This window comes from Rhizobium sp. Pop5 (assembly GCF_024721175.1).
GTDB lineage: Bacteria > Pseudomonadota > Alphaproteobacteria > Rhizobiales > Rhizobiaceae > Rhizobium.
In genome coordinates this window covers 634,856-656,597 of record NZ_CP099402.1, presented here as the reverse complement: position 1 = coordinate 656,597, position 21,742 = coordinate 634,856, and the positions used below count along the sequence as shown (strand labels likewise).

At 61.7% G+C, this 21,742-nt stretch carries 20 protein-coding genes and 2 pseudogenes; 5 read left to right on the top strand and 17 right to left on the bottom strand.

The window, feature by feature from the left end:
• Positions 1–27: 27 nt before the first annotated feature.
• The 6 genes from NE852_RS31085 to NE852_RS31060 all read right to left on the bottom strand — a co-directional run bounded on the left by NE852_RS31085 (position 28) and on the right by NE852_RS31060 (position 6,771).
• Entirely contained in the window at positions 28–1,092 is a 1,065-nt protein-coding gene (locus tag NE852_RS31085) for a four-carbon acid sugar kinase family protein (RefSeq protein ID WP_008523282.1), read from the bottom strand.
• Positions 1,089–2,081, bottom strand: a complete 993-nt coding sequence (locus NE852_RS31080) for an ABC transporter ATP-binding protein (protein ID WP_008523280.1) — start codon at positions 2,079–2,081, stop codon at positions 1,089–1,091. The genes NE852_RS31085 and NE852_RS31080 overlap by 4 nt, the downstream gene beginning before the upstream one ends.
• On the bottom strand, positions 2,081–3,085 hold the full coding sequence (locus NE852_RS31075; protein ID WP_008523278.1) for an ABC transporter ATP-binding protein: 1,005 nt from the start codon (positions 3,083–3,085) through the stop codon (positions 2,081–2,083). The genes NE852_RS31080 and NE852_RS31075 overlap by 1 nt, the downstream gene beginning before the upstream one ends.
• Positions 3,085–4,044 (bottom strand): ABC transporter permease, encoded by a 960-nt coding sequence (locus NE852_RS31070; protein ID WP_008523276.1) that lies wholly within the window; start codon positions 4,042–4,044, stop codon positions 3,085–3,087. Before NE852_RS31070 ends, NE852_RS31075 begins: the two co-directional genes overlap by 1 nt.
• A 2-nt stretch (positions 4,045–4,046) precedes the next feature.
• Positions 4,047–5,003: an ABC transporter permease gene (locus NE852_RS31065; RefSeq protein WP_008523274.1), complete on the bottom strand. Its 957-nt coding sequence runs from the start codon at positions 5,001–5,003 to the stop codon at positions 4,047–4,049.
• Positions 5,004–5,133: 130 nt separating this feature from the next.
• Complete coding sequence (locus NE852_RS31060) at positions 5,134–6,771, bottom strand: ABC transporter substrate-binding protein (protein ID WP_008523272.1); 1,638 nt, start codon at positions 6,769–6,771, stop codon at positions 5,134–5,136.
• Positions 6,772–7,096: 325 nt separating this feature from the next.
• Here NE852_RS31060 and NE852_RS31055 point away from each other — a divergent pair, with 325 nt between their 5' ends.
• From NE852_RS31055 to pdxA, 4 genes are all read left to right on the top strand, one after another.
• The gene (locus NE852_RS31055; RefSeq protein WP_008523264.1) at positions 7,097–8,002 is read left to right on the top strand and encodes a dihydrodipicolinate synthase family protein; all 906 of its coding nucleotides are present in this window, start codon (positions 7,097–7,099) and stop codon (positions 8,000–8,002) included.
• 11 nt (positions 8,003–8,013) lie between these two features.
• Positions 8,014–9,201, top strand: a complete 1,188-nt coding sequence (locus tag NE852_RS31050) for an exo-alpha-sialidase (protein ID WP_008523261.1) — start codon at positions 8,014–8,016, stop codon at positions 9,199–9,201.
• Positions 9,202–9,556: 355 nt separating this feature from the next.
• Complete coding sequence (locus NE852_RS31045) at positions 9,557–10,690, top strand: iron-containing alcohol dehydrogenase (RefSeq protein ID WP_258157016.1); 1,134 nt, start codon at positions 9,557–9,559, stop codon at positions 10,688–10,690.
• Between the two features lie 144 nt (positions 10,691–10,834).
• Positions 10,835–11,821, top strand: coding sequence for a 4-hydroxythreonine-4-phosphate dehydrogenase PdxA (gene pdxA / locus NE852_RS31040; RefSeq protein WP_037170721.1), 987 nt, complete (start codon positions 10,835–10,837; stop codon positions 11,819–11,821).
• Between the two features lie 107 nt (positions 11,822–11,928).
• Here pdxA and NE852_RS31035 read toward each other — a convergent pair.
• The 9 genes and pseudogenes from NE852_RS31035 to NE852_RS30990 form a co-directional block, all read right to left on the bottom strand.
• A pseudogene (locus NE852_RS31035) lies at positions 11,929–12,111 on the bottom strand (hypothetical protein); the annotation flags it as partial.
• 148 nt (positions 12,112–12,259) lie between these two features.
• A pseudogene (locus tag NE852_RS31025) lies at positions 12,260–12,700 on the bottom strand (DUF5615 family PIN-like protein).
• Positions 12,697–13,329 carry a DUF433 domain-containing protein gene (locus NE852_RS31020; protein ID WP_258157014.1) on the bottom strand — a complete coding sequence of 211 codons (633 nt, stop codon included), beginning with the start codon at positions 13,327–13,329 and terminating at the stop codon, positions 12,697–12,699. Before NE852_RS31020 ends, NE852_RS31025 begins: the two are co-directional and overlap by 4 nt.
• Positions 13,330–13,940: 611 nt before the next feature.
• Positions 13,941–14,615: a 4-carboxy-4-hydroxy-2-oxoadipate aldolase/oxaloacetate decarboxylase gene (locus tag NE852_RS31015; protein WP_008523235.1), complete on the bottom strand. Its 675-nt coding sequence runs from the start codon at positions 14,613–14,615 to the stop codon at positions 13,941–13,943.
• A gap of 91 nt (positions 14,616–14,706) precedes the next feature.
• Positions 14,707–15,543, bottom strand: a complete 837-nt coding sequence (locus NE852_RS31010; protein WP_008523233.1) for an ABC transporter substrate-binding protein — start codon at positions 15,541–15,543, stop codon at positions 14,707–14,709.
• Positions 15,544–15,575: 32 nt separating this feature from the next.
• Complete coding sequence (locus tag NE852_RS31005; RefSeq protein ID WP_008523230.1) at positions 15,576–16,340, bottom strand: amino acid ABC transporter ATP-binding protein; 765 nt, start codon at positions 16,338–16,340, stop codon at positions 15,576–15,578.
• Complete coding sequence (locus NE852_RS31000) at positions 16,337–17,092, bottom strand: amino acid ABC transporter permease (protein ID WP_008523228.1); 756 nt, start codon at positions 17,090–17,092, stop codon at positions 16,337–16,339. The genes NE852_RS31005 and NE852_RS31000 overlap by 4 nt, the downstream gene beginning before the upstream one ends.
• The gene (locus NE852_RS30995) at positions 17,089–17,796 is read right to left on the bottom strand and encodes an amino acid ABC transporter permease (protein WP_008523226.1); all 708 of its coding nucleotides are present in this window, start codon (positions 17,794–17,796) and stop codon (positions 17,089–17,091) included. The genes NE852_RS31000 and NE852_RS30995 overlap by 4 nt, the downstream gene beginning before the upstream one ends.
• Positions 17,793–18,566: an SDR family oxidoreductase gene (locus tag NE852_RS30990; protein ID WP_008523224.1), complete on the bottom strand. Its 774-nt coding sequence runs from the start codon at positions 18,564–18,566 to the stop codon at positions 17,793–17,795. The genes NE852_RS30995 and NE852_RS30990 overlap by 4 nt, the downstream gene beginning before the upstream one ends.
• A gap of 232 nt (positions 18,567–18,798) precedes the next feature.
• On the opposite strand from NE852_RS30990, the gene nac reads away from it, so the two are divergent.
• The gene (gene nac, locus NE852_RS30985) at positions 18,799–19,704 is read left to right on the top strand and encodes a nitrogen assimilation transcriptional regulator NAC (RefSeq protein ID WP_008523222.1); all 906 of its coding nucleotides are present in this window, start codon (positions 18,799–18,801) and stop codon (positions 19,702–19,704) included.
• 6 nt (positions 19,705–19,710) lie between these two features.
• On the opposite strand, the gene NE852_RS30980 is transcribed toward nac, so the two are convergent.
• Together NE852_RS30980 and NE852_RS30975 are read right to left on the bottom strand one after the other, a co-directional pair.
• Positions 19,711–20,913, bottom strand: coding sequence for a pyridoxal phosphate-dependent aminotransferase (locus NE852_RS30980; protein WP_258157012.1), 1,203 nt, complete (start codon positions 20,911–20,913; stop codon positions 19,711–19,713).
• A gap of 61 nt (positions 20,914–20,974) precedes the next feature.
• Positions 20,975–21,742, bottom strand: coding sequence for a 5-oxoprolinase subunit PxpA (locus NE852_RS30975; protein WP_008523211.1), 768 nt, complete (start codon positions 21,740–21,742; stop codon positions 20,975–20,977).

Sequence of the window (21,742 nt, the reverse complement as noted above, 5' to 3'; positions counted from 1 at the left end):
TCGGGTGACATCATGCTCTAACTCTTTCTAGGCCGCCTGATTCCGAAGAACCAGTCTTAGCAAACTATCGGGATGGCCGAAGCCCCCCGACTTGACGGCACACCGAAAATGCCGCCCGTCAGCGGCCGCCACATCGAACCACGGAATTCCCGCTTCGATCTCCCCCTTCGGCGCCAGCACGCTGACCCCGAGTGCCCGGAAAACGGCCAGTGCCGTGTCGCCGCCACCGACCATCAGCATATCCGGCCTCGTATCGTCGATAACGGTCCTGACGCCAGCGGCAAAGCGGCGGGCGACGAATTCCGCGTCGGTGTCCGTCTCGCCGATACAGCGCAGCAACACCGGCAGCGCCAGACTCTCACCGCATTCGATTTCGCCCATCGGCGCGTCCACCACCACACGCAAGGCGCCCGAGGCCTCGAGCCGATTCATCTGGGCGACGGTGATCGGATCGCGCGAGCCGAAGGCAAACAGCGTGCGCGGGGTTGCCACAAATTCGGTCAACGGTCGCCGTTCTGATTCGCGGAGACGGCGAGCGAGCGCCGCACCGAGACCACGCGCGCCGACCGCAAGCGTCGTCAGCCAGTCATGACCCTCGGCGATCTGATCGAGATCATTATCGTCCTCGGCATCGGCGACGACAACACTGTCTGCGAGGCTTTCGAAAAGCTTGGCGATCGGCAGCGGCCTGCTGACGCCTCGGCCGACGACACAGCCCCGATAGGTCAAACGCTCCTGATCGGGAATGGCGGGCGCCACGAGGATGGTCTTCAGACCGAGCGCTTCCGCCAGTGCAAAGCTTTCCGCCGCGACATTGCCCTTCAGCCGGGAATCGATCTTCTTCATGACGACGGCGGGTTTTGCGCCGCCGAGCGCCTCCGTCGCCGAGCGGACCCTGTCGGCGGCTTCATGCTCGCCAAGGGCACGGGATGCCGTATTGACGACAACGACATCGCAGCCGGTGGCGATCGCTGCTTGCGCCGCCTCGACGTCGATCGCGACCGCGACCGACAGGCCGGCCGCAACGAAGGGCGTGCCGGTATCGAGTGCGCCGGTCAGATCGTCGGCGATGATCGCGGCCTTCAGCGTCATCCCATCTCACCCGTATTGACGGCATGGCAGGCGACGAGGTGGCCAGGCTTGGCCTCCTTCCAGGCAGGGATGACCTTGCTGCAGACATCCATGGCGATCGGGCAGCGCGTGTGGAAACGGCAGCCGGCGGGCGGATTCAGCGGGCTCGGCACGTCGCCCTGCAGGATCTGGCGCTGGCGCGTGCGCTCAAGTTCCGGATCGGTTTCCGGAACAGCCGACAACAGCGCCCTGGTATAGGGATGCAGTGGATTGTCGAAGAGCTCTTCACGGGTGGCCAGTTCGGCAAGGCGCCCGAGATACATCACGCCGACACGGGTGCTGATATGGCGCACCACCGCCAGGTCATGAGCGATAAACAGATAGGTCAGCCCGTATTTCTCCTGCAGATCGAGCAGCAGGTTGATGATCTGCGCCTGGATCGATACGTCGAGTGCGGAGATCGCCTCGTCGCAGACGATGAATTTCGGCTGGCAGGCGAGCGCCCGGGCGATGACGACGCGCTGACGCTGGCCGCCGGAAAGCTCGTGCGGGTAACGCTGGGCAAATCGGGTCGGCAGGCCGACATCGGTGAGCAGCGTCGCCACCCTCTCCTTCAGCTCGGCCTTGGTGCAAAGCTTGTGGAAGAGGATCGGCTCGCCGATCGCCTCGCCCACCGTCATGCGCGGATTGAGCGTCGAATAGGGGTCCTGGAAGACGATCTGCAGGTCGCGGCGGAAAGGCCGCATCTGCTTCTCGTCGAGTGTGGCGAGATCCTGTCCCTTGTAGACGACCCTGCCGCTGGTCGCCTTGTAGAGATTGAGGATGGTAAAGCCGGTCGTCGATTTACCGCAGCCGGATTCACCGACGAGGCTCAGCGTCTCGCCTTCCATGATGTCGAGATCGACATTGTCGAGGGCATAGACCGTGGCCGAGCGTTCGCCGAAGGCACCGAGCTTGACGTGGAAATGCTTGACCAGGTTTTCGACCTTGAGCAGCGGTTGAGCAGCCATCACGCGGCCTCCTGCATTCTCTGGACGACGAAACAGGCGGCGCGATGGTTGCTGCTGCCGCTCAAGGGTTCGAGCCGCGGCACCTTCTCGTGACAGATCGCCTCGACGAGCGGGCAGCGCGGCGCAAACGGACAGCCCTTCGGGCGGCGCCCCGGCTCCGGCGGCGTGCCGCCGATCGAGGAGAGCCGGCTTGCCGGCGGATCGGACAGTTTCGGGATCGAGGAGAGCAGGCCGCGCGTATAGGGATGGCTTGGGCAGGCATAGAGCTCGTCGACCGGGGCGTCCTCAACGACCGTGCCCGCATAGAGCACGGCGACGCGATCGACGAGGCCGGCAATCAGCGCCAGATCATGGGTGATCCAGACGACGGACATGCCGAGCTTGGCACGCAGGTCCTTCACCAGATCGACGATCTGGGCCTGGATGGTGACGTCGAGCGCCGTCGTCGGCTCGTCGGCGATCAGTAGCTTGGGGTTGCAGGCAAGACCGATCGCGATCATCACGCGCTGGCGCATGCCGCCTGATAGTTCATGCGGAAAGGCCTGCAGCCGCTCTTCCGGGCCGGGAATGCCGACGAGGCGCAGAAGCTCGACAGCGCGGACGCGAGCCTCCGCCTTTTTCATTTTGCGGTGATAGATCAGCGGTTCGCAGATCTGGTCGCCGACGCGCATGACCGGATTGAGTGAGGTCATCGGGTCCTGGAAGACGAAGCCGATATCGCCGCCGCGCACCTTGCGCAGTTCGGCATTCGACATCGTCTGCAGGTCGCGGCCGGCGAAGCTGGCCGTTCCCCTGGCGACCTTGATCTTGTTCGGCAGGAGCCGCATCAGGCTCAGCATGGTGAGGCTCTTGCCGCAGCCGGATTCGCCGACGACGCCGAGCGTCTCGCCCTTGTCGACGTGGAGATCGATGCCGTCGACGACGACGGCCGGGCCGTTGCGGCCGTCGATTTCGACGGTGAGGTTCCTGACATCGAGCAGGCGTTCTCTGTTTTGCGTGTTCATCATTTGCTGCCCCGCGGATTGAGCGCGTCGTTGAGGCCGTCGCCGAGGAAGCTGAAGGCAACCGAGGCAAGGCCGAGCACGGCCGCCGGAGCGGCGAGAAGATGCGGATAATGCTGCCAGACGCGAAGGCCGTCCGAGATCATGTTGCCCCAGCTCGGCGTCGGCGGGTTGACGCCGACGCCGAGGAAGCTGAAGGCGCTTTCCAGCACCATCGCCGTGCCGAGACCGGCGCTGACCGAGACGATCAGCGGCCCGAGCGCATTCGGCACGACATAGCGCTTGATGATGACCCAGTTCGACAGCCCGAGCGCCTGGGCGGCGGTAATATAGGGGCGGCTGCGGATCGACAGCACCTGAGCGCGCACGAGACGGGCATAAGGCGGCCAGGAGATCAGCGCCATCGAGCCGAAGACGAGGATGAAGTCGACCCATATGGTCTGGCGGTAGAAGGGATTGAGGGTCTCGAGATAACGCGCCTCCATCCATCGGGTGATCGGCGATTTCAGCGAGGCGTTGATGACGACGACGAGCAGCAGGTTGGGGACCGACATCGTGACGTCGGTCAGCCACATGATGGCGCGGTCGAAGGGATTGCCGAAGAAACCGGCCACCGCGCCGAGGGTGAGGCCGATCAGCACGGCGAAGAAGGTGACGATGACGGCGACGAGGAAGGCGGTGCGCGTGCCGAAGACGACGCGGCTGAAGACGTCGCGGCCGAGATCATCGGTTCCGAAGAGGTGGCTCATCGACGGCAGTGCGTTGCGGGCGTTGAGGTCCTGACTGAGATAATCATAGGGCGTGAGGTAAGGCCCGAAGATCGCGGTGAAGGCGAGGATCAGGACGACGACGAGGCCGAAGACGGCGAGCTTGTTGCGCCACAGCCGATGCCAGGCGTCGCGCCACAGGCTGACTGGCGGCTCCTCGATGGTCTCGGTGGTGGAAAGAGGGATTGCGGACATGGTCAGCGGCTCCTTCTTGAATCGTTGGCGCGCGGATCGAGCAGCGGATAGAGCACGTCCACCAGGAGGTTCGACACCATCACCAGGAACGATCCGATCAGCGTGATCGCCAGGATGACGGGATAATCGGAATTGATCAGCGCCTGCACCGTCAGGCGGCCGAGACCCGGCAGGCCGAAGACAAGCTCGACGAAGATGGCGCCGTTGACGATGGTGATCATGATCAGGCCGAGCTGCGTGACGACAGGCGTCAGCACCGGGCGCAGGATATGGCGCAGCGCCACGATGATTTCGGGCACGCCCTTGGCGCGCGCGGTGCGGACGAAATCCTCCGAGAGCACCTCGATGACGGCGGCGCGCGTCTGGCGCACGATCAGCGCGATCGGCTGGAAGGAAAGCACGATCAGCGGCAGCAGGATGCGGACATCGAAGACGCCGCCCCAGCCATAAGGCACGCTCGCCCCCGGCAAGAGCACGATGAGGCCGACCATCAGCAGCGGACCGGCGACATAGGCAGGGATCGCCCAAAGGAAGAGCGCCGAGCCAAGAATGGCATAGTCGAGGCGGGAATTCTGGTTCAGCGCAGCGATCATGCCGAGCGGGATTGCGACGACGGCCGTCAGGATGATGGCACAGAGGGCAAGCTGGAACGAGACCGGGGCGGCGGCCGCGACCATCGCCCAGACGGCGCGGCCCGATGTCAGCGAATTGCCGAACTGGCCGTGCAGCAGGTTCCATATATAAAGGCCGAACTGCTCGATGAAGGGCCTGTTGAGACCCGCACTTTCGCGGATGGCCTCGATGCGCTGCGGATTATAGGCGACGTCGCCCGGCGCGCGCAGAAAGATGAGCTTGATCGGATCACCGGCGCCATAGAAAGCCAGCGCGTAGACGGCCAGCATCACCACGAGAACGGACGGAATCCAGATGGCGAACCGGGTTAGCACGTAGCGCAGCAAGGCCACCTCCCACCTGTTGTACGACGCGTTCCCGCTCTTTGCAGAAGCGGCGGATCGCATCTCTTCTTGAAACTTGCGCGAAGGCCTTGCGGCCTTCGCGCGCTTATTGCCAGGAGACTATCGTTGCGGATCAGCCGATGGAGATGTTCCAGGGTTCGGCGATCTGCCAGTCGAGGTTCTTCTCCATGCCCTTGACCTCCTTGGTGGCCCAGCGCGACATCGCCTGAGAATACCATGGAATGAAGGCCCAATCCTCACGGAACGCCTTCTGGGCTTCCTGGGCGAGAGTAACGCGTTGCGGATCGTCCGCAGCCTTGGTCGCCGCTTCGGCAAGGGCGCTGTCGACCTTGTCGTTCTTGTATCCGCCGAGCTTGTTCTGCGCGTTCGACGAGGTCGAGGCGATGCTGCCCGCCAGATAGGAAACGGCGTCGGGAACACGGGTGCCGACATCGTCGCGGAAGATCTGGACCGAGTTCTGATCCGGGCCGGCATAGGCGTCCTGCTGCGGCTTCATGTCGACGGCAGTGATGCCGAGGTTCTGGCGCCACTGCTCGGCGATGAACTGGGCGGCGGCCTGAATGGCCGGCGCCGAGATGCCGACGAACAGGAGCTTCGGCAGGCGCTCGGGGCCGCCATAGCTCGATTCGGCGAGCAGCTTCTTGGCGGCAGCCGGATCATAGGGAAAGGGCTCGAAGCCGGAATTGTCGGCGCCGGGAACCGAATTGAGGATCTGGTCGGCCTTCTTGTGCGGTCCATCCGGATAGGAGGCCTTGAACAGGCCGTCGCGATCGACCGCCATGATCAGCGCCTGGCGTACCTTCGGATCGTCCATCGGCGCGCGCGAGATGTTGAACCAGAAATGCTGACTGGTCGGGATCAGCGGGCCGGCCGAGAATTCCGGGCCGAGATCCTGAATGATCGTCGACGTCACGAGCTCGGTATGGGCGTTGAACTCGCCCGACTTGATCAGCGACGTCGCGGTGACATTGTCCTCGATCGAGGTAATGTCGATGCGGGCAAGCTTCGGCTTCTGCCCAAAGAAGTTCTCGTTCGGCTCGAAGGTGATCTTGCCGGCATCGATATCGATGCTCGTCAGCTTGAAGGGGCCGGAGAAGACCGGCTTGTTCTCCGGCTTGTACCAGTCGATGATTTCCTCGCCGTCGCTGCCGCGGGACTGCGACGCCTTGGTGATCGGCGCGATATGGTTTGCGAGACGCATGAAGAAGATCGGATCGGCGGCGGCGAGCGTCACGATGACCGTGCCCTCGTCGGGTGTCGCGACACCGGTCAGCTCGTTGCCGGAGCCGGCGGCGATTTCGGCGTAACCCTTGACCTTGCTCAGCACCTGGTCGGCGCGCTGGCTCTTGGTGTTCGGCATCGAGGCGACTTCCCACGATCCCTTGACATCGGCCGAGGTGATCTTGCTGCCGTCGGAGAAGACGGCCTTGGGATCGATCTTGAAGGTCCAGACCGTGTTGTCGGCCGATTCCCAGCTGGTGAAGACATAAGGCTTGATATTGCCTTCGCTGTCGAAATACATCGGCGAAGCCCACCAGATCGAATTCCAGCGGAAGGTCCTGCCGCCGCCGCGCAGCGGCGACCAATCCTGGTCGAAGGCCGGATGGGCGACCTTCAGGACCTGGCCTTCATCGGCCATCACGATACGGGCATTCATTCCGAACACGGTGAGGCCGACGCCGGCAGCAAGGCCAAGCTTCAGCGCATTGCGACGCGAGATATTGGTTTTATCAGATTGATCAAAAGACATGCGTTCCTCCCACGGTAAATTCGGCAGCGCTCTCCCTGCCCCTTGCCAGGCGCAGCACAATCCGTTCCGTATCGTTCTCCCGTTATTGTAAATATGTCAACAAAAAATCGCGTTTTTCAGTCGAACAAAAATTATCACAAAAAATATACATGTAAAAACAAATAGATAGTTTTTTGGTTTTCCACGAGGCCACTTTGTCTTCTTGACAAAATCGCCGCAATGGAAAAGTTCTTGGCACTCCATCGCGACAGACGAGTGATGATTGCATGCGCAGCCGAACGGTTTGAACACCGATCGGCAAGAGGGACGCGCCGAGGAGGGCGGGATGAGCCATCACAGGATTACAGGCGTTTTCAGCGCGGCAGCAACGCCGCTGACCGCGGACAATACGCCGGATTTCGCCCTATTCACCGATCATTGCCGGCGGCTGCTGGCCGAGGGATGCCATGGGGTAGCTCTGCTCGGCACGACCGGCGAGGCCAATTCCTTTTCCGGGGCGGAGCGGCGTGCCATTCTGGAAGCAGCGCTGAAGGCCGGCATTCCTGCCGACAAGCTGCTGCCGGGCACGGGCGTCGTCGCCATTCCAGAAACGGTGGAACTGACTCGGCATGCGCTGTCGGTCGGCGTGACCCAAGTGGTGATGCTACCGCCCTTCTACTACAAGGGCGTTTCCGACGACGGGCTCTTTGCCGCCTATTCGCAAGTGCTGGAAAAGATCGCCGACACGCGCCTGCAGGTCATCCTCTACCACATCCCGCAGGTCTCGGGCGTGCCGCTCTCTATTCCGCTGATCGGCCGGCTCATCGCCGCCTTCCCCGAAACCATCGTCGGCATCAAGGAATCCGCTGGCGATTTCAATAACATGCAGGCGATCATCGCCGCCTATCCCAGCTTTTCCGTTCTGGCCGGCGCCGATCCGCTGCTGCTGCCGCTCATGAAGGCCGGCGGCGCTGGCTGCATCACCGCAACCTCCAATCTCGTGGCGGATTCGCTGCGCACTGTTTACGATCATGTCCATGACGAGGCGCGCGCCGCCGATGTCGAGGCGGCGCAGGCGCGCATCAACGCCTATCGCACGCTCTCCAACTCTTACGTCCAGATCCCGACCATCAAGGCAATGGTGGGCCTGAAGACAGGCAATCCCGCCTGGAGGCGCACACGCGCGCCGCTGATGCCGCTCGGCGATGCGGACTATGCTGCGCTCGCCGAAAGCTACGCCAAGCTGCCTTGAGGAGATCCGCCATGACCTTTACCGGCCTTTCCCCCGAAGCCGTCCCCGCCTTGATGACCGGGACTATCACACCTCACCCCAATGTTGCGGGCCGAGCCGATGCTTATCTGCCTTCCCCCTGTATCCAGAACCATGCGGCCAATCTCGCCTTTTTGCCCGATGGCACGCTGACCTGCGTCTGGTTCGGCGGCACGATGGAGGGCATGGGCGACATCTCGATTTACATGTCGCGGCTGGCGCCGGGGTCGAAGCGCTGGTCCGAGCCTGAAAAGATGACCGACGATCCGCAGAAATCCGAGCAAAACCCATTGATTTTCAATGCTCCTGACGGGAAGACATGGCTGCTCTATACCTCGCAGACCTCGGGCAATCAGGACGGTTCCGTTGTCAAATGCCGGATATCCGATGATGGCGGCCGAAGCTTCGGCCCGGTCCGCATCCTCTGCGACAGCCCCGGCACATTCGTTCGCCAGCAGATCGTCGTCAACGGCAGGGGCGAATGGCTGCTTCCGGTGTTCCGCTGCGTCGGCCTCAACGGCCAGCGCTGGAGCGGCGACGCCGATACGGCGGCCGTGCTGATCTCACGCGACGGCGGCGCAAGCTGGCAGATGCACGACATTGCCGACAGCATCGGCGCCGTGCATATGAACATCCTGCCGCTCGGCGGCGACGAGATGATTGCCTTCTACCGCAACCGTTTCGCCGAAAGCATTCTTTCCAGCCGATCGAGCGATGGCGGCAGGACGTGGAGCGCGCCCGAGCCCACCGAACTTCCGAACAACAACTCCTCCATTCAGGCCACGGTTCTGAATGATGGAGGAATCGCAATGGTTTACAACCATTCGAACGCCGCTATGTCGGATGCGCGGCGCCTGTCTCTCTATGACGAAATCGAGGGCGACGACGCCGGAGAGACGGCTGCCGCCGTTGCCGATATCCGCCGGAAAGCGATCTGGGGTGTTCCGCGTGCGCCGCTGAGCCTCGCAATATCGAGGGATGGCGGCAGGAGCTTCCCGTATCGGATCGACCTCGATACCGGCGACGGCCACTGCCTCAGCAACAATTCCAAGGATTCGCTGAACCGCGAATTCTCCTATCCCTCTGTCATCCAAAGCGGCGACCGCACGCTCCATGTCGCCTATACCTACTATCGGCGCGCCATCAAATATATGCGCCTCGACCCGGCCACCCTGCCGTAAGCAAAGCAGCGGCAATCAATTGTAAACCTGCGTTCGATCAACACCGAAAGGACGCAGGTGGATTGGTTTTGACGGACTGAACAGCTGCGAATTGACAACAAGCCCGGCTGGTTGACTGCCGGCGCGATGGACTCCGCTTTTCCCAGGCCAAATGCCCGCCCAGTCGGCGAAATCCATATATCTCATTGTTTTATCTGAAAAATAATCGCCAAGACTTGATCTCAGAACCTGCTCAGACAGATATCGAGCGACAAAATTTCAGGCTCTCGGGAATGTCGGCTTGACTTTGACATTACAACTTTACAATAAAGAGAGCGACACTATTGCCGCAAGATCCTGCAGGGAGGACTGGTTCATGGCCAGCTTGGGTTCGCCAATCACGATAATTCGGCCGCATCAGATCGAATTCGGCATCGGCACGGCAGGGAAGCTCGGCAAATGGGCCAGCGAAAGAGGCTATCGGCGCATGCTTGTCATCTCCGATGCTTTCAACGCTTCGCGCATCGACGTGCTGGAGCTGAAGGGCGAGGTGACGGTCTTCTCCGAAGTGACACCCGAGCCGGATACGGCCAACCTCGATAAGGTGCTGGCTGCGGCCAATGAAGCCGATGCCGAGCTGATCGTCGGCTTCGGCGGCGGCAGCGCCATGGATCTGGCAAAGCTTGCCGCCGTGCTTGCCGGCTCGGTGCAGACGCTGCATGAGGTCGTCGGCCCGAACAAGGTGCACGGGCCGCGCAAGGCCGGCCTTGCCCAGGTGCCGACAACCTCGGGCACCGGCAGCGAAGCCGGCATCCGCGCGCTGGTCACCGATCCCAAGACGATGGCGAAGCTTGCCGTCGAAAGCCTGCATATGCTGGCCGACATCGCCGTCATCGATCCGGCCCTGACCTTCACCGTGCCGGCCCGCACGACGGCCGCCACCGGCGTCGACGCAATGGCCCATTGCGTCGAGGCCTTCACCAACCGCAAGGCCCACCCGATGGTCGATATCTATGCAATCGAGGGAACACGGCTGGTCGGCAGATATCTCGCCCGCGCCGTCAAGGACGGCAGCGACGCGGAAGCGCGCGCCGGCCTGTCACTCGCCTCGCTCTACGGCGGCTTCTGTCTCGGCCCGGTCAACACCGCCGGCGGCCATGCGCTCGCCTATCCCCTCGGTACGCGCTGGCATGTGGCGCATGGCGCGGCGAACGCCCTGATCTTCCCGCATGTTCTCGCCTTCAACACACCGTCGGCTCAGGAGAAGACGAAGGCGGTGATGGCGGCCCTCGGTTATGAGGCCTCAGACGATACAGCATCCGTCTTCGATCCGGCTTACGCTTTCTGCGCCGATCTCGGCATCGAGATGAAACTCTCCGGCCTCGGCGTGCCGGAAAGCGATCTCGACGCCATGGCCGACGACGCTTTTGCCATTCGCCGGCTGCTTGATAACAATCCGCGCGATCTCACCCGCGCCGACATTCGCTCGATTTACGCGGCGGCTTTCTAGAACAGGATGATTTTAGGCCCGTTCGGCCTAAAAATCTGAATCCTGTTCTAAATTAAAGAGTTAGAGCATGATGTCGCCCGAAAACCGCCTACACTTTTCGGCATCATGCTCTAGGCGACACGGTTTTCAGAAGGGACTTTGATGATGGACAGGAATGCAAAAGTCGCCGTGACGCTCGGTGATCCCGCTGGCGTCGGCCCCGAAGTGATCGTCAAGGCCCTGGCCGCCCTTCCGAGTGAAGAGCGCCGCGATTTCGTCATCGTCGGCAATGTGGAAGCGCTGGAGCGGGCCGACCGCGTCAGCGGCACTGGCCTGAAATTTGCGCCTGCCGACGCCGCCGGCAATGGCAGGATCGCCGTCGACGAGGTTCCGCTCGGCGCGGCCCTCCCAGAGATCGGCAAGGTCAGCCCGGTCGCGGGCGACGCTTCGGTGCGCTATATCACCCGCGCCGTCGACCTCGCCATGTCTGGCGAAGCCGATGTCATCGTCACCGCGCCGATCAACAAGGAGGCGATGAACCTTGCCGGCCATCACCATGACGGCCATACCGGGCTCCTCGCGCATCTGACCGGCTCGAAGAGTTCCTTCATGCTGCTTGCCTCCGAGCGTCTGAACACCATCCATGTCTCGACCCATATTTCGCTGAGAGGCGCGATCGAACGCGCCAAGACGGAGCGGGTGCTGGCAACCATCGAAGCCGGGCACAAACATTTCCTGCGCCTCGGCAAGAAGGCCCGCATCGCCGTTGCCGGCCTTAACCCGCATTGCGGCGAAAACGGCCTGTTCGGCACCGAAGACACGGAATTCCTGGCGCCCGCCGTCAGGCAGGCGCAGGCCAAGGGCATCGATGTCGCCGGGCCGATCTCGGCCGATACGGTGTTTGCCCGCGCCTATAACGGCGCCTTCGATCTCGTCATCGCCCAGTATCACGACCAGGGCCACATCCCGATCAAGCTCGTTGCCTTCGAAACCGCCGTGAACGTCTCGCTTGGCCTGCCGATCGACCGCGTCTCGGTCGATCATGGCACGGCTTTCGACATTGCAGGCACGGGAAAGGCCAACCACGTCAACATGCTGTCGGCCATCGCGTATGCCCGGCTGATGGCCCGATCTCCACGCCAGAAGGGGTGAATTTGCGATATCTGTTTACGCCACCGATTGGCTGATCCGGGCGCTAAAGAAGCAGCGACGACGTCAATAACGCTTCGCCAATATCTCAGTTCGCGCCGCGGCCCGGCTCATTGCGTTGCATCCACCTCGTTCGATGCGGGTGCGGTGGGTGGGGTATCCGGCCGGCGAAGCCGTACAGCCATAGCTTTGTCCACGAGACGAGCGGTTACATAAGCGAAACAGACGACTACGCTCAGAACCACGACGAACGCGAGAGGGCCACTCAATCCGATCGGCGCTGCAACCGGCTCTGTGCATAAAACCACGCGGCCTGCTCACAGATCGTCAGACCATACAGGTCAATGCATTGAAGCAGAGCTCTCGAGTGTTCGCCATAATGCGTGGCCTGGCTAACCGAATTCCTCCGATCCAACCAGGGCCGGTTGGAGCAGATCAAAGTCACCCGAATGTTAGGATGAGCAGCCGAAAATTAGTTAAGGATGTCGGGGGCGGGGGACGCGACCAAGCCTCCGGAAGCGAATAGCGCGTGAGAACCGCGTCCTCTCCGGCGAGGGTCACTTCGATGACTTCATTGACCATATCCTGCGCGCCTGCCAGATCCTGCAATATGAGGGCAAACAATTCTCGTTGCAGCACAGGCAGCACCTGGGGGACGATAATCACCAGGCCCGCATGCAGCTCTTCTTTGGCGTAAAGCTTCCGGAAGTCGCGGGCATTGTTCGTCATGAAAGTGAAATCTTGCTCGACGATCGGCGGCATCAGATCCTAATCGGTTTCGCCACTCAGTCCCAGCCAGTTCACATGGAAGCAATCGTGGCCGTGCGCTTGAGCCACGGCCACGAGAGACGTGTGAAGGCATTCATCGATAAGAAATTTCACGAGGTCGAGCCAGACGTTTTCGGGACGTTCTCGTTCCGAAGGATCAGGCGCTTCACGGATTTCACCTTCAGGCCCTGCTCCGAAAGCTTCCTCGGACGTCCTCTGGCGGGATGGGCCGCAACCCAGATCTCGGCAAGTTCCACCATGCGCTCGGTGAGTGAAGGATAGCCCTCGACGATTTCCGCTGTGCTTGCGCCCTGGGTCTTCATCGCGGCAATCGTCCGCACGGGAACACGGGTTCGCTTGAAAACCGGCTCGCCGCCCGCGACCCCTTTCACGCTTTCAATCATTCGTTCGGCTTCTCGAAGCGCCTCGGCGCGCGCGGCCAGTTGTTCTCGTGCCCGCGCAACGTCGATAATGAGATAGTCGTCTGCCCTAACAGTTTCGGCATCGGGGTTTTGGTCGATCGTATCGAACAAGCGCTTGCGGCGCTCGGCAGACAAGATCGATCCGACGCCGTACCAGAGCTTCAACCGAAGCAGATCCTCATCGGTGAGTGCTCGACCCCTGCTACCAACGAGATGAGTCTCGATGATGCGCTTGTCGATCGCATTGTGCACCGACTTCACGGCGATCTCGCTGACAGCCGCCGCCTCTGCGGGCGTGTAGGCGTGTGATGTGTTGATCATAATCATTCTCCTTGTGGAGAATATATAATGAAGGTGACGTCCTTCGTAAACACCGGCGGAGCTTTTCAATCTCGCTTCTCGTCAGCCTATTGGTGGGCACTTCTTCTCCAGCGGCCGTTCAGTCACGCGAAACAGCGCCTCCGTCCAAGCGAGGGATTTGCTCGTGCCGGCTCTTCACTTCAGTTCGTCGAAGATCAGGAGCCGGAAATCACTCAAGATTTGCTCTCGCTGATTGCTGCAATGGCAGGGCAATCGGGTCTATTCCCATCAAGGCGGCAGGTCTTTGTGCCAATGCCAATCGACGCATGGAAATCGCTAGGTTTTCTCAGTGCCGGGACATTGGTCCGAGACGCGAATAGGCCCGTCAGAGAGGATGATTACCGCCGCCCTCTGTCATTCGCTGGAGCAGACTTCCGCAGTGCTGGTCGGGACCATGATCGAAACGATCACACAGGGTGCGTCGGACAGCACAATTCAGCGGACCATTACCTTTGAAATCGTGACGCCCGAGAATATCTGAGTGCCCCCGGTCGCCGCGACCGAACCGCGACGGGCAAAGCCCGCAACCGGAAAGCCGGCGCGGGCTGCAATGAGGCGATCCGCACGTCGTCTCAGATGTCGACGACCAGGCCCTTGGCCTTCAGCACCGGTGCCAGATTGCTGACCTCAATGACCGATTTACCCGCCTTGTAGGCGGCGATATAGCCGGCTTCGGCATCTTCGCGAGCCTGCGAAAGCCGGGCGGCTTCCTGCGCTTCCTGCCTGCGCACGACCACCAGTCCGTCGGCATCGCCGACGATGATATCGCCGGGATTGATGGTTTCGCCGCCGACGATGATCGGGTCGTTCACGGCCGCGATGGTTTCCTTCACCGTGCCCTTGATGCAGACGCTGAGCGAGAAGACCGGGAAGCCGAGTTCCCTCAGTTGCAGCGTGTCGCGCACGCCGGTATCGGTGACGAGGCCGCCGATGCCCTTGGCAAGGCAGGCATTGGCAAGCACATCGCCGAAGGATCCGGCCTCCTCATATTCGCCCGCCGAGACGACGATGATATCGCCGGGCTTGGCATAGTTGATGGCGAGCTGGAGCATGATGTTGTCGCGCGGTGCACATTTGACGGTAAAGGCCGGACCGCAGACTTTCATGCGGTAATCGACCGGCTTGAGGCGGGAGGAAAGCGCCCCGCGGCGGCCCTGGGCTTCGTGGATCGTCGCCGGCGAAAATTTGGAAACGGCGTCGATATCGGCTTTAGCAGGGCGTTCGGGGATATCTTTAATATGGATCATGGATGCCTCACATCGTTGGTCGACGGCGGGCATGCCCCGCCGCCTAATTTCTTTGGAAATCGTCATTTGAGGACGTTGAGGCCGGCTGGCCTCACGGGATCGGGTCGAACTTCAGCTCGGAGAGCGGCACGACCTTGTCGGTGCGGGTCATCTTGTATTCGGTATCCGGGCCGAGCCACTTGTCCCAGATCTTGTTGATCTCGCCGGATGCGTCGAGCTTGTGGAGGATTTCGTTGATCTTGGCGGTCAGCGCCGGCTGATCCTTGGCCATGCCGATGCCGATCGGCTGGTAGAGCATCGGCTCCTCGATCATCCTCATTTCCTTGCCCTTGCTCTTCGATTCATTGACGAACTTGGTCGTCGTCATGGTGTTGGCGACCATGCCGCGCGCCTTGCCCTGCTGGACGGCGAGATAGGCCGAGGCGGTATCCTGGAATGTCAGAGGATCGGATTTGTTGAGTTTGATCGACATTTCCGACGTCGAGCCCTTGGTCGAAGCGATGCGCTGGCCGGCATAATCGGCCTTTTTCTTGCCGGCATCGTCGGCCGGCACGATCAGCATTTCCTTGGCGAGATAATAGGGATCGCTGAACTGGATCTGCTCCGCACGGCTCAGCGTATAGGCAAGATTGGCAACGGTAATGTCGACGCGGCCGAGCTTGACTTCGGGCACGCGCGCTTCGACAGAAACCGGCTTGATCTCGGCCTTGACGCCTAATTCCTTGGCGATGGCGCCGCACAGATCGACGTCGAAGCCGGCCATTTCGCGGGTCTTCGGATCAGGCGAAGCGAAAGGGGGAACGTCGGCGAACGTCGCGCAGCGCAGGGTCTTGGCCGACATGATGGTGTCGAGCTGATCGGCTTTCGCGGGCAAGGCGGCTGCCATGCCGGCAAAAGCGACGGTGAGGCTTAGATATTTCCAGTTCATTGCTGTTCTCCTTTGTTTTTGGTGATTGGTATTCAGTGCCTGAGATCCGCGAGGAAGCGCTGGGCCCGGGGATGGCGCGGACTGCTGAAGAAGTCGTCGGGCGTCGCCGTTTCGATGATCTGGCCCGCATCGATGAACCAGATTCGGTCGGCGACATCGCGTGCGAAACCCATTTCGTGGGTGACGCAGAGCATGGTCATGCCTTCGGAGGCCAGGCTCTTCATGACGGCGAGCACCTCGCCGACCATCTCGGGATCGAGCGCGCTCGTCGGTTCGTCAAACAGCATCACCGGCGGTTCCATGGCAAGCGCGCGGGCGATCGCCACCCGCTGCTGCTGGCCGCCCGACAGCTGACCGGGATAGGCGCGGGCCTTGTCGGCAAGGCCGACCCGGTCGAGGAGCTTGAGGGCCTTTTCATGCGCGATATCGGGCGCCACGCCCTTCACCCGGATCGGCGACATCGATACGTTTTCGGCGACCGACAGATGCGGAAACAGGTTGAAGTTCTGAAATACGAAGCCGATCCGGCTGCGCATCGCGTTGAGCGCCTTTGCCCGCATCGAGGCATGAATATCTTGCCCGTCGAGCGTGATCGATCCGCTGTTGATCTCCTCGAGACGATTGATCGTGCGGATCAGCGTGGATTTTCCCGACCCGGACGGTCCGCAGATGACCACGACTTCGCCGCGCGCCACCTGCGCATCGATGTCCTTCAGAACCGGATAGTCGCCGTAGCTCTTGCAGACCCGTGAAAGCCGGATCGTCTGCGATTCCTGCGTTGAAACGGACATGGTCATAGCTGCTCCGATACGATTTTCGACGGCGTGACCACGGCAGCGGCGGGCACGAGAAGTCCCGCACGTCGCCGGGTGATGCGCCGCTCGAGGCGATTTGCGAAGTAGGTCAGCGTCCAGCAGATGGCGAAATAGACGATCGCCAGGATGAGGAAGACCTGGAAGGGCTGCGTCAGGAGCTGATTGTTGACCTGGCTTGCGGCAAAGGTCAGGTCCGGCACGTTGATCACATAGCCGAGCGTGGTGTCCTTGATCGTCGAGACGAAGGTGGAGAGGATGCTCGGGATCATGTTGTAGAGCGCCTGCGGCAGGATGATGTAGCGCATCGCGCCGATATAGCCGTGGCCAAGTGCGCGCGCCGCATCCATCTGGCCCGGTCCGAGTGCGACGATGCCGGCACGAACGACTTCGCTCAAAAACGCGCTCTGATAAACCACCAGCGTCGTCAACATGGTGACGAAGCTTGGCACGTCGGCGCCGGTCAGCAGTGGAACCAGGAAATAGCTCCACAGGATGAGCATCAAGAGCGGCACGCCCCGGGTGAAATAGACAAGGGCAGTGACCGGCCAGCGCAGCAGCGGCGACCTGGAGAGCCGCGCCATTGCAAACAGGATGCTGGCGGGAAAGGCGAGAGTGATGCTGAGCGCCGAAAGGATCAGCGTATTGGCGAGCCCGCCGAGTGGTCCGTTCGGATATTGGCCGATCAGGAGCAGCAACCAGTAGTCGCGGACGATGGCGATCATATCCTGGATCATGCGCGCGCACTCCTGGCAGGATCCGCGCGCATTGCGAGATAGGCGCCGATGCTCATGATCACGAGCGAGAAGAAGAGGTAGAGAACCGTGCCGATCAGATAGATCTCGAAGGTGCGGAAGCTGAGGTTTTCGATTTCCTTGACGGCATGCGTCAGTTCCGACGCGCCGATGACGACGGCGAGACTGCTGTTCTTGAACAGGGAGACGCTGTGATTGATGAGCGGCGGCAGCGCGTTGCGCACGCCCTGCGGCATGATGACGAAACGCATCGCCGAGACATAGCCATGGCCCAGCGCACGGGCCGCCTGCATCTGCCCGGGACCGACCGAGCGCACGCCCGATCGGAGATCCTCGCTGAAATAGGCGGCCTGGCAGAGCCCGAGCCCGATCACCGCGAAGATCGCCTCGGCATTGTGGCTTGCGAGCCATGTCGCGAGCCCGTTCGGCATCAGGGTGAAAATCCCGAAATACCACAGCATCAGCTGCACCAGCGTGGGGACGTTGCGGTGGTAGGATACGTAAGCGGCGACCAACGGATCGCCGAAGCGAAAGGGCGACAGGCGCACAGCCAAAAGCAGAAGCGCGAGCGCCATCGCCAGCGACCAGGACCCGGCATAGATGATGAAGGTCATCTCGATGCCATGCAGCAACATGGCGGCATATTCGGGATTTCCAAGGATTGCCGAAAGGTCGAACCCACTCACGGATTTGGCTCCCCGGATGGATCCGTCTTCGGCTGCGGCCTTGCGGTCTGCAGGCCGCCCATGACCTGCAGTGTCGGCGTGATCTCCATATGTCCGATGTTGACGGCGACGGGAGCCGATATGGCGAAGGCGATGGCGTCGGCAATATCGGCTGCTTGCGGCAGTTCGAAACCGTCGATGAAGCGTTCACGGATGCTAGGATCATCGCCGTGGACGTGATTGAAGATATCGGTGGCAACCCGGCCGGGGCAGATTTCGGTGACCCGCACCCGCTTGCCGAAGGCGTCGATGCGCAGCTGGTTGGAGAGCATGCTCACGCCGGCCTTGGTGGCGTGATAGGAGGAGTTGCCGCCGAAATTATAGGCACCGGCGATCGACGAGATGTTGATGACGTGGCCGCGGTCGCGCGCCACCATGCCTGGCACGACCAGGCGGCAGATGTGCAATACTGCCCGGAGATTAACGTCGACGATCAGATCGATGTCGCCCTCGTCGGCTTCCAGGAACTTCTTCGGCCGGTCGACGCCGGCATTGTTGACGAGAATGTCGAATTCCACTCGGCCCGCGAGCTCGGCGATCGCCTGGCGGTCGGTCACATCGATGGCGTGGGCAATGCAGCCCGTGCGTTCTGCCAACTGCTGAAGCATTTGGGCACTGCGGGCAACGGCATGGACCTCGATATTCTCCCGGCGGAGCCGCTCAACCACGGCTGCGCCGATACCGGAGGAAGCGCCGGTCACCAGTGCGGTCTTGTAGTCGGAGAATGGCATTGTCGTTCCCTTGTTGTTGATGGAGACAGTAGCGAAGCTTTAACCCCTTGCCTAAGACCGATTATCTCTGGAGCAATAAGCAACGGTTATGGAGCAGGCACGGCATGCCGAAGAAGAGAAAGCGGCGATGCCGGTATTCTCCCGGGGCCTCGCTTCAGGCCGCGTCGCGTTGCAAAAGCAATGCGCCTCTGCAAACATGCCATCCGCAGATCAGAATGGTACCCCGATCCCCATGGACATCAGACGCCTCAAATCTTTCATCGTGATCGTCGACAGCGGCAGCATCACGCGAGCGGCGGATCTTTTGCATATCGCCCAGCCGGCTCTCAGCCAGCAACTCGCGGCGCTGGAAGAGCATTTCGGCCACAAGCTGCTGATCCGCAGCCAGCAGGGCGTCAGCATGACCGATGCCGGACATGCGGTTTATCGCCATGCGCAGATCATCCTTCGGCAGATGGAGCAGGCACAGGCCGATGCGTCCGCCGCCGGCAATTCGCTTGCCGGGCGCGTGTCCGTCGGCCTCGTGCCGTTCAGCAGCGCGGCGACGCTCTCCGTCGATCTCCTGGCGGAAACCCGGAAACGGCATCCCGGCATTCTGCTGCACCTGACAGAAAGCGTTGGCCAGACCTACAGCCAGATGATCATGAACGGCCGGCTGGAGATGGCGCTTCTCCATGGAACCGGACCGATCAAGGGCGTGCGCTTCGAACCGATCCTTAGCGAAGAGTTTTTCCTTGTCGCCCACCGCGACTTTGCCATCGAAGCGGATGCGAAACCCGTTCCGCTCAACGCTCTCGACGGCATGCCGCTGCTCCTGCCGCCGGCCTATAATTTTGTCCGCCGCGCGGTCGATACCGCCTTCACCCGCACGCGCACCAATTTGAGGGTCGTGGCAGAAGTCGAAATCGTGCGCACGCTCGCCCGCGCGGTCGGCAGCGGCCTCGGCGCCACGATCATGCCGAAGGCGATTGCCGATCGCATCATCTCGGAATCGAGCGAGCCGCTGATCTGCCGGCTCGTCTCGCCGCGGATCGAGGAAACCCTGTCGCTGTGCGTTTCCGACCAGAACCCGCTGTCGGAACCCGCCCTTGCCGTCCGCGACATCCTTCTCGAATTGACGGCGCGGCTGAAGGGTTAAAAGCAGTCAGCGCATATCCTTGCAGAACTGGGCGATGCGCGCGCAGCCTTCATCGAGTTTTTCCATGCTTGTCGCGTAGGAAATGCGGAAGAAGGGGCTCATTCCGTAAGCCGCGCCTTGCACCGTCGCGACATGATGTTCCTCCACCAGGCCCATGACGAAGTCGACGTCGCTTTCGATCTTTCGTCCACCCTTGCTGGTCTTGCCGATCAGCCCCGATATGTTGGGATAGATATAGAAGGCGCCTTCCGGCCGGTGGCAGCATAGCCCTTCCACATCAGACAATCTGTCGAGGACGAAGTCGCGTCGCGTCTTGTAGATCGCCGCCCGCTCCTTCAGAAGATCCTGCGGTCCGTCAAGCGCCGCGGTCGCTGCTGCCTGGGTCAGCGTCGTAATGCCGCCGCCATTCTGGCCATTGACGTTGCTGACGGCGGAGATCAGCTCTTTCGGCCCGGCGCAGAAACCGAGCCGCCAGCCGGTCATCGCATAGGCCTTGGAGACGCCGTTCATCGTCAGGACGCGGTCGTACAGTCTGGGTTCGATTTCCGCGATCGTGCAGAACTGGAAGTCGTCATAGACCAGGTGTTCGTAAATATCGTCGGTCATGATCCAGACATTGGGATGACGCAACATGACCTCGGCAATGGCGGTCATTTCCGCCCGGGAGCAGGCTGCTCCGGTCGGATTGTTCGGGAAATTCAGGAAGAGCCATTTGGTGCGCGGGGTGATCGCCGCCTCCAGATCCTCCGCGCGCAGCTTGAAGCCGGTCTGTTCGTGGCACGGGACGGCGACCGGCACACCACCGGCGAATTTGACGATGTCGGCATAGCTCACCCAGGAAGGCGTCGGGATGACAACCTCGTCGCCCGGATTGCAGGTCGCCAGCATGGCGTTGAAGATCACCTGTTTGCCGCCGCCCGAGACGATGATCTGGCTGGCATCGTAGTCGAGATTGTTGTCGCGCTTGAACTTCCGGGTGATGGCGGCTTTCAGCGCAGGCGTGCCGTCCATCGGCGGATATTTCGTATCGCCGGCCAGCGCTGCGGCGTGGGCTGCCTCGATCGCGTGTGCCGGCGTCGGAAAATCCGGCTCGCCGGAGGAGAGGCTGACGACCTTGACCCCCTTGGAGGCCAATTCCCGGGCGCGCTGCGTCATGGCGGCTGATGCGGATATGGAGACGTTTTTCAGGCGATCTGCGATGACGGACATCGACATGGTCCTTCGATGAGGGATTGAAGTGGGAGACCGCCCGCGAGCGATCGGGATTCTATCAGTCGGCGAGTTCGGCGGCGGGGGCGAGTGTCGCGCCCATGGCTTCGATCTCGCCGCGCACGATGCCGGCAAGCTCCAGGGCGCCCGGCGTGTCGCTGTGGACGAGAATTGAGCGCGCCGGCATGGCGATCACGGCGCCGTCGATCGTCTCGACGCTTCCGTCGACGAGGAATTTTCGGACACGGGCGCGCACCGCAGCATCATCCTTGATGACGGCCCCGGAAAGCCCACGTGCGACAAGCCTGCCGCCGGCGTCATAGGCCCGGTCGGCAAGGAAAAGCGCCAGTGTCTTCAGGCGCGCACGTTTCGCCGCCTGCTCGATCTCGCTGCCTGACGTGACGAAGACGACGAGATTGGCGTCGACGGTGGCGATCGCATCCATCATCAGGTCGGCGAGGAGAGGATCGCGGTTGACCATATTGCCCATCGCCGCATGGAAGCTGATATGGGAGACGGCGACCCGTTCGGCGCTGGCGATCGCCATCAACGCGCCAAGCTGGTAGAGCATCTGCTGGCGAAGCTCGTCCGCTTGGAAGGGTATTTCGCGCCGGCCGAAGCCCAGCCGGTCGGGTAGGCCGGGATGGGCGCCGATGCCGACACCGTTCAGTTTCGCCAGCCGCACCATGCGCCCCATGGTATCGGGGTCGCCACCATGGAACCCGCAGGCGATATTGGCCGAGGAGACGATTTTCATCATCGCTTCGTCGTCGCAGAGCCGATAGGGACCAAATCCTTCGCCCATGTCGGAATTCAGATCGATCTTCAT

What these genes read in the sequence shown, in the direction of transcription:
- NE852_RS31085 (WP_008523282.1), bottom strand. Translation starts at nt 1,092, where the DNA reads ATGACGCTGAAGGCCGCGATCATCGCCGACGATCTGACCGGCGCACTC.
- NE852_RS31080 (WP_008523280.1), bottom strand. Translation starts at nt 2,081, where the DNA reads ATGGCTGCTCAACCGCTGCTCAAGGTCGAAAACCTGGTCAAGCATTTC.
- NE852_RS31075 (WP_008523278.1), bottom strand. Translation starts at nt 3,085, where the DNA reads ATGAACACGCAAAACAGAGAACGCCTGCTCGATGTCAGGAACCTCACC.
- NE852_RS31070 (WP_008523276.1), bottom strand. Translation starts at nt 4,044, where the DNA reads ATGTCCGCAATCCCTCTTTCCACCACCGAGACCATCGAGGAGCCGCCA.
- NE852_RS31060 (WP_008523272.1), bottom strand. Translation starts at nt 6,771, where the DNA reads ATGTCTTTTGATCAATCTGATAAAACCAATATCTCGCGTCGCAATGCG.
- NE852_RS31055 (WP_008523264.1), top strand. Translation starts at nt 7,097, where the DNA reads ATGAGCCATCACAGGATTACAGGCGTTTTCAGCGCGGCAGCAACGCCG.
- NE852_RS31050 (WP_008523261.1), top strand. Translation starts at nt 8,014, where the DNA reads ATGACCTTTACCGGCCTTTCCCCCGAAGCCGTCCCCGCCTTGATGACC.
- NE852_RS31045 (WP_258157016.1), top strand. Translation starts at nt 9,557, where the DNA reads ATGGCCAGCTTGGGTTCGCCAATCACGATAATTCGGCCGCATCAGATC.
- pdxA (WP_037170721.1), top strand. Translation starts at nt 10,835, where the DNA reads ATGGACAGGAATGCAAAAGTCGCCGTGACGCTCGGTGATCCCGCTGGC.
- NE852_RS31020 (WP_258157014.1), bottom strand. Translation starts at nt 13,329, where the DNA reads ATGATCAACACATCACACGCCTACACGCCCGCAGAGGCGGCGGCTGTC.
- NE852_RS31015 (WP_008523235.1), bottom strand. Translation starts at nt 14,615, where the DNA reads ATGATCCATATTAAAGATATCCCCGAACGCCCTGCTAAAGCCGATATC.
- NE852_RS31010 (WP_008523233.1), bottom strand. Translation starts at nt 15,543, where the DNA reads ATGAACTGGAAATATCTAAGCCTCACCGTCGCTTTTGCCGGCATGGCA.
- NE852_RS31005 (WP_008523230.1), bottom strand. Translation starts at nt 16,340, where the DNA reads ATGACCATGTCCGTTTCAACGCAGGAATCGCAGACGATCCGGCTTTCA.
- NE852_RS31000 (WP_008523228.1), bottom strand. Translation starts at nt 17,092, where the DNA reads ATGATCCAGGATATGATCGCCATCGTCCGCGACTACTGGTTGCTGCTC.
- NE852_RS30990 (WP_008523224.1), bottom strand. Translation starts at nt 18,566, where the DNA reads ATGCCATTCTCCGACTACAAGACCGCACTGGTGACCGGCGCTTCCTCC.
- nac (WP_008523222.1), top strand. Translation starts at nt 18,799, where the DNA reads ATGGACATCAGACGCCTCAAATCTTTCATCGTGATCGTCGACAGCGGC.
- NE852_RS30980 (WP_258157012.1), bottom strand. Translation starts at nt 20,913, where the DNA reads ATGTCCGTCATCGCAGATCGCCTGAAAAACGTCTCCATATCCGCATCA.
- NE852_RS30975 (WP_008523211.1), bottom strand. Translation starts at nt 21,742, where the DNA reads ATGAAGATCGATCTGAATTCCGACATGGGCGAAGGATTTGGTCCCTAT.